Source organism: Psychrobacter sp. Pi2-51, assembly GCF_904846665.1.
GTDB classification, from domain to species: Bacteria; Pseudomonadota; Gammaproteobacteria; order Pseudomonadales; family Moraxellaceae; genus Psychrobacter; species Psychrobacter glaciei.
Map to the genome: position 1 here is coordinate 48,407 of NZ_CAJHBP010000013.1, position 13,234 is coordinate 61,640.

Below are 13,234 nucleotides of genomic sequence, written 5' to 3' on the forward strand. Positions count from 1 at the left end.
CATTATTTGTCATCAAATAATGACACTAGAAAACTGCTATTGATTTATCAGTGGTAAGAAAACGCAAATACTGCGCAGCCTTATCTTTAATCGCTCAGTTATCCCTTAAAAATAACGCCATATTATAACAAATAAGCAAGCAAATCGCATGCTATATTTGTCAGTGGGTTTTACCCAAAGTTGTCTATCGATAGTGAGGCTGTACATTCAATTTTTTTAAGCGTCAAACCAATAGACATTGACTACTTTTGTCTCAATACAAGGTGCTCAGCTGGTAAATAATGCTTTTGTTCACGGTACAAATAATCAAGCATCTGCTCACGTATCTCACAGGCCAATGTCCATGCTTCTACAGGGCCTACCGCTGAAACAGCGCCGCGCAGTTGAATGGTCTTTTCAGTCACCTCAACGACAAATATTTCAGGCTCAGTTTTGTTGTCCCAAAGCTTGTTGTCTTTCACCACCGAGATAAACTGCTGGCGAATGGCATCAATATCTGCGCCGTAATCGATATATAAGAACACAGGACAGGTCTGATGCACTTCTGTATGCGACCAATTCTCTACCATTTCGGTGATCAATTCGCGCATCGGCACGATTAATCGACGTTCATCCCATGTTTTTAGTACCGCATAAGTATAACGCAGGTCTTCAACGGTACTAAAGTTGCCATCCATTATTACGCTGTCGCCAATTCGTACGGGCTGGGTCACTGCTACCTGTACTCCAGCAATGATGTTACCCAGTATTGGTTGAGCGGCGATACCAATGACCACGCCAGCAATGCCAGCCGAAGTCACTAAGGTTTTGCCAAAGCCTTCCATGTTGGCAAACTCACTCAGACCTATCCAAATACTGCCCAACACCATGACAAATACGAAGACGCGGCGAAATATCGATACGTAAGTTCGACGACGGCGCACTTTGTCAAACTGCTCCTCTCCTAGGTTTTCAATCTGCATATCTTGATAGCGGTTGGCAAAAAAGTTGATAACACGTATACCGAGCCACATGGCGCTAAAGACCAATCCAATCCAAATAATCGGACGTATAGAGGAAGCGACTGCATCCAGGTAAGGAAAGCCACCCGATACCAAGGTAAATACCGATGAGAAGCTGATGGTAAAGGTTAGCGGTACTGTCAGCTTATTGACCAAATCTTCCACGCTATTGTGGTGGAGCGTACTCAGCCGATTACCGGCTTTATCTTTGACATACCAATTGAGAAGCTTGCCAGCACCTTTACTGAGTAACCAGCCCACTCCCATGGTAAAAGAGAAGAAAATAAGTAATGCTAAAAACTCCCAGATGGCGATACTAAATAACTGTAATGTTGTCCACGCCGGTAAATAACGCTCAAACTTTGCAGGATGGTATTGCTCATAGAGGTTATCGATATTACCAACCGTTTGGGCAGAAAATATCCAAAAAGGCGCACTATCATCAATGCGCACACGCTCTAAATGTATGGGTACACGGCGCTCACGATAATCAATGTAACCAAGCTGAATAGAGCGTCTAGGAATGCCTTGAATACTGTTCGTGCTACCAAGCGGTGGCTCAATCAAACCGTCAGGGCGATCTGGCAATTCATCAAAAACATAGAGCTTTTTTTCAATCAACAAAAAATCAAGTTGTTTGGCCAGATCTATCGCCCGACTACGCTGCAACTTACCATCAATCAAATTCATATTGAGCGCATAAGCAGCCAAATCATACTGCTGCTTCATGACGGCTGACTGAAAAAACTCCAAGGTGGCAAGCGGCGTGGATAAATTTGGTGGTTCAGCGAGCGGTGGCAATCCTGCATTTAGTTTGTTTAAAGAATAATAGCTTTCGTTATAATCACCAGTGAGACCCGTATCTCCTTGCAGTACGCCTGCTTGCTGCACTGCATCCTTGTCTAAGGGATTGACAACTTCATCTGCAATCTCCGAGACACTAATGCCTTCTTTTTTGATCTGTTCAATTTTCTGTGCCGTGTAATCCGCCAAGTTTTCTGGCTTCGCAAGCACAGTATTCAGTGCATTACTTTGATTTTCGACGGCCGTATCGTGGTTGGTAGCCGCTGTCGCAGGAAGATAAAACACACTGCATACCATGACCAGCATGCTGAGTAAAAGTGTCAGTCTACTATGGTGGCGCACAGCACTGCCACCAACATCATAAATAGCGTTAGGTTTATCATTGACGTTTTTAACGTGTGTAGTGTCTAGAGAATGTAGGAAATTTTGCATAAGAGAAATCTTGGCCTCAGTATATTCTTAACCTAATGCAGTCTACAAAAAAAAGCCAGCGCAATGCTGACTTAATTTATTAGGGCGTGTCCTCATTTTAAAAATGAGGATAAAAGTGAGGTAAATGGCAGTCAAACAAGGAAAATAGCGCAGATAATATCGAGATATTACCTAGCTAATTGACGATGTTTGGCAAAATTTAACCACTTTTAGCCCATTTAGATCGCTCTCGGTTGAATTGAGGACATGCCCTAGTTGACGTATTTTATGGTTGATACCATCTATATTGAGCAAAGCATTATTAAGCACAGCATTAGGCACGGCGCCAAGTCGTACCAGCACGGCTGTCTTCAAGCTCAATGCCCGCCGCTTTTAATTGCTCACGCACCTCATCGGCACGCGCAAAATCTTTATTGGCTTTAGCCTCTGCTCGCTCAATGATTAGACCATCAATAACCGCATCAGTTAACCCGTCATCTGCTTGATCACCGACGACTGCTTGTAAGAACTGTGACACTGGTTGCTGTAGTACATTTAATACTTGTGCCAAGGCTTTGAGCTGCTGCGCCCATTGCCAAACACTCGCCACGTCTTCAGCTTTGATGGCTTTATTGATATCACGGGCCAGCCCAAACAATACGCTAATTGCCGTCGAGCTATTAAAGTCATCATTCATAGCTTTGATAAAATCTTGCCCAGCAGTGCTACTGTAAGCGTCATTTATTAACGCCTCATTGATTACCAATTCTTCACCCTTTTGCTGTTCAGCCAGCTTTAAGGTATTGTATAATCTGCTTAGGCTATTATGTGCTTCTTCCAAGGCACTATCAGAGAAATTCACCTGACTGCGGTAGTGGCTTGATAATAAGAAAAAGCGCAACGTTTCAGGATGGAAGTGCGCAATGACATCACGAATGGTGGAAAAGTTATCCAATGACTTAGACATTTTTTCGCCATCGACATTAATAAAACCAACATGCATCCAATTACGTGCATACTCACAGCCAGTCGCTGCTTCAGACTGCGCAATCTCGTTTTCATGATGCGGGAACTGTAAGTCATGACCACCGCCATGAATGTCAAAAGTATTGCCCAAGCACTTGGTCGACATCGCCGAACATTCAATATGCCAGCCTGGACGCCCTTGACCCCATGGTGACGCCCATTGCGGCTCATCAGGTTTTGCAGCTTTCCATAATACAAAGTCAAACGGATTGCGCTTATCGTTCTCGACATCAACGCGCGAGCCTGCCTGCATATCATCAAGATTGCGCTTGGACAATTTGCCATAGTCAGCAAAACTATCGACGGCATAATAAACATCGCCATTGTCGCCAGCATACGCATAGTCACCAGTGACCAACGTCTCAATCATTTGCTGCATCTCGTCGATGTGGTCAGTTGCCCGCGGCTCGGCATCAGGCGTCAAGCAGCCAAGCGCAGAGAAGTCTTCGTGCATCGCTTTAATAAAACGCTCAGTCAATACACCAATCTCTTCGCCATTTTCGGCAGCGCGCGTGATAATTTTGTCGTCGATATCGGTGATATTACGCACATAATTGACGTCATAGCCCAGTTGCGTCAGCCAGCGTACTGCCATATCAAAGCCAATCATCATGCGTGCATGACCAATATGACAATAATCATAAACAGTCATGCCACACACATACATACCTACTTGCCCGGCTTTGAGTGGTACAAACTGACGCTTACCGCCAGTCAGTGAATCATAAATGGCAAGCTGAGACATTGCATCGGCAAGAGGTGTGGTCATGGTATAAAAGCCTTTTAATTAGAACAAGATAGATAAATTGAGATGACGATAAAATATGAGTACCGTGCTATTAGCCACTAACCGCGACTAATGAGATGATAAATTTAAAAGTTACCGCTTTATAAAAAATAATCACTTTATAAAACTTAACCCATTATCTTAGCGAAATCAGCCGGAAAATACTACAATGAGCGCACAACTAACCCTATTCAATGATAAAAACCGCTAAGGATGTAGAAATGGCCAATCGCTTGAGCAAAATATATACACGCACCGGAGATGATGGCAGCACCGGTATGGCAGATGGCAGCCGCGTGAGTAAAGCCGACAACCTATTTAGCGTGATGGGTGATATCGATGAGCTCAACTCACACATCGGTCTGGTACGCGCGCACTTGGCACAAGCTGCCCATAATAATGAAAACGCAAACCAACAGCAGTTGCCTGAACGCTTACAGCAGCAAAAAGAACTAGACTTTGCTCAAGCCTTAGTCATTATTCAGCACTTATTATTTAATATCGGTGGCGAGTTGGCCATGCCAGAATATGAAGGTGTCAATGCCACTCATATCGAATGGTTGGAGCAACAGATTGACGCGATGAACACGACCTTACCACCGTTAAAAGACTTTATTCTACCGACAGGCTCACTATTGGTCAGTCAATTGCATATAGCGCGTACCGTTTGTCGCCGTGCTGAGCGCCAAGCGGTACTCTTACAGCAACAACGTCCACCAGCCATTCGCGGTACTGCGATTAGCTTTATAAATCGCTTGTCTGATTGGTTATTCGTCGCGGCGCGTTTTTGCACCGATCCTGCCCAAGTCTCTGAAGTGCTGTGGGACAGTCAAGTCTTGCAAAATTTCACCAGTGATAAATAATCACTTATAGCACAGCACAGCGATATGAGGCTATATGCCAGCCTATCGATAAGCCAATAGCTCATACAGAAAAGCCCGCAGCGTAAAAGTTGCGGGCTTTTTTAAGATGCTATTAGCAACTGCTTCGTCTTGACGACTTAATATGTAGCGCTATCATCTTCGACGATGACCATATCAATGCTCTCATCATTAGGCACTAACTTTGGCGTTGTTTGTGTTGCTGGCTTTTTGGCGTCAGCACTTGGCGCGGCGGCTTGGTTGTTTTCTGTAGCGCTACTCTGACTGTTGCTTTGGCTACTGCTTGGATTATTAATGGTCGGCGGCGTAGCAGGCTCTACTGGACGAACAGGGGCGGTTGGCGTCACTATTCTTGGCTGACGGGTTGGCGCTGATTGATCGTTGTTATTGTTCTGTGCAGCATCACGGCGACTTTCAGCCTGTTGAGCGGCACGTTGGGCGCGCTGCTCATCAACCGCTGACTTAAACACCGAGCCTGCCATCACATCTGCCACAACAGTCAATAGTGCCGGTTGTCCAGCAATACGGGTACGAACTTGACCACCTTGAGTACCGACGACATACGTAAAAGCGTCGTCAACGAGCATATTATTATTGATACGAATATTGTTTTGCGCTAATCGAGACTGCAAGCTTGGTTGGTTACCAGCCGCTTGTACTTGACTTGCTTGATATAAATCTTCGCTTGGCAAAGTCATACTAACGCTTGCCTGACAAGTCGTCATACCATTGTTATTGGCTTCTTGTAAGATTGCAGCATTTTGCACATCGATAATAATGCCATTGATTTTGTCAGTGACAGCACCACCGTTTAGACTGATTTCTGCCTCATTGGCATAATTGGCAGCCAACGTTTGGGCTTGCTGATTGAGCGTGTTTTTCAGCGTGGATTTCAAGCGGTCTTGTACCAGCGGATCATCACAACTGACGGCAGGAGCGATTACGTTATCGTCAGTCACTGGTTGATCTGCCGTTGCTGCTGTCGTTTCAGCGCTATCGTCCTTATCTGAGCGATCACAACCTGTCACGGCCAAACCACATATCAGACTAATACCCGCAACGTGCTGCCATTTGATCCACTTGCTTTTTGCTACGCTCATACTCAATTTACTCCCAATTTACTAATGCTTACCGCCTGCGATGGACGGTATTTGACATTCAGATCGCAACATTTGCCGCGATAGATTTGAAAATCAGATTATTATACGGTGTTTGAATAGGATGGTCATTAGTGTAACTCCCTACTGTACAAATAATGTCCAACATTGTACCCAAAAGCCGCGTTTGGTTGCAAAAACATAACAAATACATACTTATATAATCAATACAGAATTTTGATGATAATTAAGCAGTAGCAAAGATGATTAAAAACCTTCTTTGCAGTATCTATTAGACACATACTTATTTTTTATATTGCTACTCTCTAAGGCAACGCCTGAGCAAAAACTATTTTGCAAATTTCGTTAGATTCTGTTGGTTGGACGCTATATCATTACTCGTAAAAATAGCCGACAGTTCCTCATTATGATAAATCTTAACAACACGCTTTTGCTCGGTCATCGCGGTGCACGCGGTGAAGCAGTCGAAAACACCTTGGCAGGTTTTGAGCATGCACAGCATTTACAAGCACGGGGTTTAGCGGGGGTTGAGTTTGATGTTCAGCTAAGTGCTGATGGACAACTGGTTGTGTTCCATGACGATAACTTAGAACGCATGTGTGGTCAGCAATCGCATATCGACCAGTTAACGCTCGCTGAGATTAAACGCTATCGGCAGTATGGATATCCAGTCATGACTTTAGCGTGCGCTTATGATGTACTGACCAATTTTCGCTATATAGAGCTTGAGATAAAAACCCATGAGCGTACCAATTATAGGCAGTTGGTTAACGCGCTAGCACACAACCTCATTGACACGCCACTTGCCAGCTTACCTATTGTCCTTACTAGCTTTGATGTCGAGCTGCATGCTCGCTTGCAACGTCATCCGCTATTGATGCATACCCCACGCGGCTTGCTTATTCGCACACCTGACGCCTTGGCAACGGCGCCCAATACCGCATTGCAACTGGGCTGTAGTCGACTGGGTATCCACTACCCGCTCCTAACCCAGTCCGTCATTAAAAACAGCCATCGTTATGGTTTACCTGTTAGTGCGTGGACGGTCAACGACATCGATACCATTAAATCACTAATAATGTGGCAGGTTGATGTAATTATTACGGATTTTCCAACCCACCTATTGGTACACTAACGGCCCGACACCCCTCTTGAAAAAACCTCACACCCCCTACATATCTGTCGTGCTACTTACACTTTTACGCTATGCCTGATAAGTCACCGGTTATTTACAGCAATGAATACCATAATCGATACAAGTTATTGTTATTTAGCAATATTTTTATAGTGTATAAGTGTTCACTTTACTTAGTTTTTAAGGTACTATGGTGTCTTAAATTAATACCGTTAGGGATATTATATGATTGCAAAAAAAGCACTTGGCTTACCGCTTAAAGGCTTACGTTTCGCTATCAAATCTGGCGACACGCTTGTAAAAACTGCCAGCACTCAAGTAACGCGTTTTAAAACTCGTTTTGACGAAAAAAAGGCGCAAGCTGCTTTTGATGAGCAACCTGTAGCAAAACGCAACTATGCGACAGATTCTGCACAAACTGACGTTTCTACAGAAGAGCAAAGCATTGATATGCGTGAGTTTGAGTTCACAAAAGCGCCGATCAACTGGATTCCAGCGACTATCTTGGTAGCCACACCAATTGCTGCCGCCATTATTACGCCATGGTATTTATTTACGCATGACGTGAGCGCGCCTGTTTGGGGCGTATTTGGTGCCTTTATGGTATGGACGGGTATGAGCATCACAACCGGTTACCATCGTCTATTGGCGCATCGTGCTTATAAAGCGCATCCAATTGTCAAAAATTTCTTGTTGCTTGGCTCAACCCTAGCGGTGCAAGGCTCTGCGTTTGACTGGGTGTCTGGCCATCGTACTCACCATCGCCATGTAGACGATCGTTTGGATGATCCATATTCAGCAAAGCGCGGGTTTTGGTTCAGCCATATTGGTTGGATGCTACGCAACTACCCTAGCGGCAAGTTTGACTATAAGAACATCCCTGACTTGACCAAAGACAGAACGTTACAGATTCAGCATAAATACTACGGTCTATGGGTCGTTGCCTTGAACGTTGGTATGGTCGCTGCTATTGGTTGGTTATTGGGTGATGTCTGGGGTACGCTGGTTATAGCTGGTTTACTGCGGTTGGTATTGACGCATCACTTTACGTTCTTTATCAACTCGCTATGCCATATGTTTGGTAGCCGTCCTTATACGGATACTAATACGGCTCGTGATAACTTCTTCTTGGCCATCTTTACATGGGGTGAGGGTTATCATAACTATCATCACTTCTTCCAATACGATTATCGTAATGGCGTGAAATGGTGGCAGTATGATCCAACCAAATGGTTGATTGTAGGTTTATCGAAGCTGGGTCTGACAACAGATCTACGTACAGTAGATGACACGACCATCAAGCATGCTGAAGTGCAAATGCAGTTTAAGGCAGCACAACAGAAAATTGATACAGCAACCGTTGGTGGCATTGATCTACCTCATGCAATGAAAAGCTTCCAAGATCGTATTAAGTTTGAATTTGATGCGTTCACCCAGACAGTAGAAGAATGGCAGGTACTAAAAGCCAAGACTATTGAGATGAAAAAGACAGAGTTTGCGGATCGCTTGCATGAAGCTGAAGATATACTGAAAAATGACTATGCCAAGATTGAACAAAAAATCCTTGAGCATAATAGCAATTTAAAGACGGCATTTCGCTCTATTGGTCATAACGCCAAAGCGGCTTAAACGTTAACAGTAATCTGACTTTTCTATTTTGACTTTTTTCCTTCCCTTTATCTGTAATAGATAGAGGGATTTTTTTATCTAACGTTTATTCACAGCACTTATTTATTTATGAGATTTATAAAATCCGACAGGATTCATTAGACAGTCTTGAGAGGCGCAGATTACAAGAGATGGACAGAGTGAAACGCTGCAATGGTAAGGCTATGCTATAGTAAGCAAGTCACTAAAATAAGTCACTTAATTTATAATTCGATTATATCATTCGATGGGAAAGCCTTGCATGCGCTATCAAAACACCTACGTCAATCTAGACACACGTCTTTATCATAAACAACCCCCTACACCACTAGACAATCCACGGATTGGTCACTTCAATATGCAGGTGGCACAGCAATTGGGCTGGGCAGACGATGAAGACCTAATGGCACGCTGGGTTGAGATACTCGGTGGTCAATACCTGCCAGCAGATTTTGAACCGCTAGCCATGGCTTATGCGGGTCATCAGTTCGGGCAATGGGCTGGTCAATTGGGTGATGGGCGCGGATTATTGATGGCACAAGTGCTCGATAATAACGACCAACCACAAGACTTGCATCTTAAAGGTATCGGCCTGACGCCTTATTCGCGGATGGGTGATGGACGCGCGGTGTTACGCAGTACCATTCGCGAGTATTTATGTGGTCACGCCCTCACCCAACTTGGTATTCCCTCCTCTAACGCTTTAGGATTTGTGGTCTCTGATACCAGAGTACGCCGTGAGCGCATAGAAGCTGGTGCGGCATTGATGCGCGTGGCTGACAGTCACATTCGGTTGGGTCATGTCGAGTGGATTGCCAGCTTCGCCCCTGATTTACTCAGTGAATTTACCGACTATATGATTGACACTTACTATCCAGAGTGCCGCCAAAGCGAGACACCAGTGCTGGCATTTTTGACCGCAGTGGTTGAGCGTACCGCACGGATGATTGCCGACTGGCAGCTGATTGGCTTCGCTCATGGCGTGATGAATACAGATAACTTATCGATCACGGGCAGTACCTTGGACTTTGGGCCGTTTGGCTTTATGGAGCGCTTCAATCCTGCATGGATTAACAATCACTCAGACCATACTGGGCGTTACGCTTATCAGAATCAGCCCGCTATCGGACATTGGAATCTAAATACTTGGCTACCACATTTCATGCGCTTAGAGGGAGTAACACGTGAAACGCTGGCTGACTGTTTGGCACCTTACGAGGCGACCTTTATGCAGCACTATCAGCAGGGGCTATGCCGTAAACTTGGATTGCCGCATGAAAAAGAAAGCTTAATGTTGACCTTTGAGTGGCTCACTTTTCTCGAAGATAATTTACTCGACTATACCAATAGCTTTCGGGCGTTATTGGCTCTCGTAGCGCCAAACGATTATCCTTATGAGCAGCAGCTACTGTCTACCATGGTGGCAGAGCTCAACGACGAAGCAAATAAAGTTTGGCAAGACTGGTCAGCACGTTATCTGGCGCAATTACAGCCGTTGTCTATTGAACAAGCGCTCAATGACATGCAAGCGAACAATCCTGCTTATGTATTGCGTAACAGCATGGCTCAGCGTGCCATTACCGCCGCTGAACAAGGTCAATTCGAGGAAGTTAATCGTGTATTCGAGCTACTTGCCAATCCTTATGATGTCCAAGCTATCGCTACCGATTTAGATAGTGCGCCGCCTGCACCTCACGCACCGCAAATGCCCATTAGCTGCTCGTCTTAATACACCTACTGTTCGATAGTATTTTAAAACATTATAAAATTAAGGTTGATATTTGGCTCTGTTCTTTGGCATTATCAACCAGCTAAATAATGAATATCATTTTATTATATTGTTCGGACAATTCACGGCTATTGACTAGGCGCGAATTGTCAATAGTGCTAGAATAACTATTTTGCAAAATTGCTTTTTTCGCTGCAATCTAAGCGCCAATCATTACCTTTTTATCGATCATTACCTTTTTTAGTGTAACTGTGCCCTCTTCTTATCATATCTCATGGTTTTTTGAGGGTTCGGCGTTAGTTTTTTATCACCATTTAATCTATTCCAATTTATTCCAACCATGGCAATTATTATGAATGACGATATCACTTTGAATACGGATAACCCTAATACGGAAAAAGAGCAGTTTGAACAAGCTGCCCTCCATTATCATGAGTTTCCAAGACCAGGTAAAATCTCAGTTACCCCTATCAAGCAATTGGCCAACCAACGAGATCTAGCACTTGCCTACTCTCCAGGTGTTGCTGTACCGTGTCTTGAAATTCAAAGAGACCCAGCATTAGCGGCCAAATATACAGCGCGTAGCAACTTGGTCGGTGTCATCACCAATGGTACTGCCGTACTAGGTTTAGGTAATATCGGCCCGTTGGCATCAAAACCAGTGATGGAAGGTAAAGGGGTTCTGTTCAAAAAGTTTGCGGGTATTGATGTTTTTGATATTGAAATTGCCCAAAATGATCCAGACAAATTCATTGAAGCCGTCGCTTCTCTTGAGCCAACATTTGGCGGTATCAACCTAGAAGATATCAAAGCACCAGAATGTTTCAAAATCGAACGTGAATTGCGTAAGCGCATGAACATTCCCGTATTCCATGACGATCAACATGGTACCTCAATCATTGTTGCCGCAGCCATGCTAAACGCTCTGTTGATTACTGGCAAAAAAATTGAAGAGATCAAAATTGTTTGTTCAGGCGCTGGCGCAGCAGCCATTTCTTGCTTAGATATCATTTGCGCCCTTGGTGTTAATAAAAACAACATCATTGTTTCAGATTCACGCGGTATTATCAGTACTAGCCGTGAAAACCTTGATGAAACCAAACAGCGCTATGCTCGTGATATCACAGCTACTTCTATCGAAGAAGTCATGGACGATGTCGATATGTTCCTAGGTCTATCAATGCCAGGCACACTATCAGAAGATATGGTACGCCGTATGGCAAAAGACCCTATCGTCTTTGCACTTGCCAACCCAACACCTGAAATCATGCCAGAATTGGCACATGCGGTACGTCCAGACGTCATCATGGCAACTGGTCGTTCAGACTATCCAAACCAAGTAAACAACGCGCTATGCTTCCCGTACATCTTCCGCGGTGCATTGGATGTTGGTGCGACAACTGTCAACGAAGAGATGAAAGTCGCTTGCGTAAAAGCAATCGCTGCGATGGCACACGTTGAAGCTACTCCAACTACCAGCGCTAGAAACATCGAAAAGATGCAGAGTTTTGGTCGTGACTACTTAATCCCAGGCCCTCTAGAGCCAAATCTAATCATTGAGATTGCCTCTGCTGTTGCCAAAGCAGCAATGGATTCAGGCGTTGCCACGCTACCTATCGATGACATGCAAGCATATCGTCAGCGTCTGTCTGAGTTTGTTTATAACTCAGCGTTTGTGATGAAGCCAATCTTTGCTCGTGCTAAAGCTGATCCAAAACGTATTGTGTATTGTGAAGGTGAAGACAACAATATCTTGCTCGCTGTGCAAGTCGTCGTGGATGAGAAGCTAGCACAACCTATCTTGGTTGGTCGCCCTTCAGTTATCGAAGCCAATATCAAAAAACTGGGCCTACGTCTAAAAGATGGCGAGAATATTACCATCGTCAACATTGATGACGATCCTCGCTACAAAGACTACTGGCAGGGCTACTACGAGAAGAACAAACGCCGCGGTGTAAGCATTGAGCTTGCGCGTCGTGATGTTCGCCGTAAGACGACTCTGATTGGTTCTTTGCTAGTCGAAAATGGTGCGGCAGATGGCATGGTATGTGGTACATTTGGCCATTATCAATTGCATCTAAAATACGTTGAAAGCGTCATTGGTAAAAAAGAAGGTATGAACGACTTTTATGCGATGAATGCCGTATTGATGCAAGATCGTAACATTTTCATCGCGGATACCTATATCCACGAAGATCCAACGGCTGAACAGTTGGCTGAAATGACGGTCTTGGCAACGGATCAGTTACGTCGTTTTGGTATCACGCCACGTGTCGCGCTAGTTTCTCATGCTAACTTTGGTGCTTCAAACCGTGCCAGCGCTGTCAAAATGCGTAAGGTTCATGAGCTACTAACCAATATGAATGTCGACTTTGAATTCGAAGGCGAAATGCAAGGTGACGCCGCGCTGAATGAGCATATCCGTCTAAACGACATGCCATCAAGTCCGTTAAAAGGTGCAGCGAACTTGCTCATCTTGCCAACACTTGATGCATCAAACATCGCTTTCAACCTGCTTAAAACCGCAACTGGCAGTGCTTCTATTGGCCCTATCCTATTAGGTACTAATAAGCCAGTGCATATTTTGACGCCATCAGCGACAGCACGTGGTATCGTCAACATGACTGCACTGACCGTTACTGAAGCTCAGGATTTAGAGAACGAAGCTCAGAAATAGCTCAACGATAGTATAAGT

Annotated in this window: 8 protein-coding genes; 5 read left to right on the forward strand and 3 right to left on the reverse strand. The window is 44.5% G+C overall.

What is annotated here, in order from left to right:
• Window positions 1–242: 242 nt before the first annotated feature.
• Together JMY08_RS08560 and cysS are read right to left on the reverse strand one after the other, a co-directional pair.
• Window positions 243–2,237, reverse strand: a complete 1,995-nt coding sequence (locus JMY08_RS08560) for a mechanosensitive ion channel family protein (protein ID WP_201592875.1) — start codon at window positions 2,235–2,237, stop codon at window positions 243–245.
• A 313-nt stretch (window positions 2,238–2,550) separates the two neighbouring features.
• Window positions 2,551–4,011 carry a cysteine--tRNA ligase gene (cysS, locus tag JMY08_RS08565; protein ID WP_201592877.1) on the reverse strand — a complete coding sequence of 487 codons (1,461 nt, stop codon included), beginning with the start codon at window positions 4,009–4,011 and terminating at the stop codon, window positions 2,551–2,553.
• 239 nt (window positions 4,012–4,250) lie between these two features.
• On the opposite strand from cysS, the gene JMY08_RS08570 reads away from it, so the two are divergent.
• Window positions 4,251–4,892 (forward strand): cob(I)yrinic acid a,c-diamide adenosyltransferase, encoded by a 642-nt coding sequence (locus JMY08_RS08570; RefSeq protein ID WP_201592879.1) that lies wholly within the window; start codon window positions 4,251–4,253, stop codon window positions 4,890–4,892.
• Between the two features lie 137 nt (window positions 4,893–5,029).
• Here JMY08_RS08570 and JMY08_RS08575 read toward each other — a convergent pair whose 3' ends face one another.
• Window positions 5,030–6,010 (reverse strand): hypothetical protein, encoded by a 981-nt coding sequence (locus tag JMY08_RS08575; RefSeq protein ID WP_201592881.1) that lies wholly within the window; start codon window positions 6,008–6,010, stop codon window positions 5,030–5,032.
• Between the two features lie 424 nt (window positions 6,011–6,434).
• Between JMY08_RS08575 and JMY08_RS08580 the strand changes: the two genes are divergently transcribed.
• The 4 genes from JMY08_RS08580 to JMY08_RS08595 all read left to right on the forward strand — a co-directional run bounded on the left by JMY08_RS08580 (window position 6,435) and on the right by JMY08_RS08595 (window position 13,216).
• On the forward strand, window positions 6,435–7,163 hold the full coding sequence (locus JMY08_RS08580; protein WP_201592883.1) for a glycerophosphodiester phosphodiesterase: 729 nt from the start codon (window positions 6,435–6,437) through the stop codon (window positions 7,161–7,163).
• 450 nt (window positions 7,164–7,613) lie between these two features.
• Complete coding sequence (locus JMY08_RS08585; RefSeq protein WP_201592907.1) at window positions 7,614–8,792, forward strand: acyl-CoA desaturase; 1,179 nt, start codon at window positions 7,614–7,616, stop codon at window positions 8,790–8,792.
• Between the two features lie 280 nt (window positions 8,793–9,072).
• Window positions 9,073–10,539 (forward strand): protein adenylyltransferase SelO, encoded by a 1,467-nt coding sequence (locus JMY08_RS08590; RefSeq protein ID WP_201592885.1) that lies wholly within the window; start codon window positions 9,073–9,075, stop codon window positions 10,537–10,539.
• Window positions 10,540–10,891: 352 nt separating this feature from the next.
• Window positions 10,892–13,216: an NADP-dependent malic enzyme gene (locus JMY08_RS08595; protein WP_189584714.1), complete on the forward strand. Its 2,325-nt coding sequence runs from the start codon at window positions 10,892–10,894 to the stop codon at window positions 13,214–13,216.
• Window positions 13,217–13,234 lie beyond the last annotated feature (18 nt).

Excerpts from the sequence above, each read along its gene's own strand:
- JMY08_RS08560 (WP_201592875.1), bottom strand. The coding sequence starts at position 2,237 with ATGCAAAATTTCCTACATTCTCTAGACACTACACACGTTAAAAACGTC.
- cysS (WP_201592877.1), bottom strand. The coding sequence starts at position 4,011 with ATGACCACACCTCTTGCCGATGCAATGTCTCAGCTTGCCATTTATGAT.
- JMY08_RS08570 (WP_201592879.1), top strand. The coding sequence starts at position 4,251 with ATGGCCAATCGCTTGAGCAAAATATATACACGCACCGGAGATGATGGC.
- JMY08_RS08575 (WP_201592881.1), bottom strand. The coding sequence starts at position 6,010 with ATGAGCGTAGCAAAAAGCAAGTGGATCAAATGGCAGCACGTTGCGGGT.
- JMY08_RS08580 (WP_201592883.1), top strand. The coding sequence starts at position 6,435 with ATGATAAATCTTAACAACACGCTTTTGCTCGGTCATCGCGGTGCACGC.
- JMY08_RS08585 (WP_201592907.1), top strand. The coding sequence starts at position 7,614 with ATGCGTGAGTTTGAGTTCACAAAAGCGCCGATCAACTGGATTCCAGCG.
- JMY08_RS08590 (WP_201592885.1), top strand. The coding sequence starts at position 9,073 with ATGCGCTATCAAAACACCTACGTCAATCTAGACACACGTCTTTATCAT.
- JMY08_RS08595 (WP_189584714.1), top strand. The coding sequence starts at position 10,892 with ATGAATGACGATATCACTTTGAATACGGATAACCCTAATACGGAAAAA.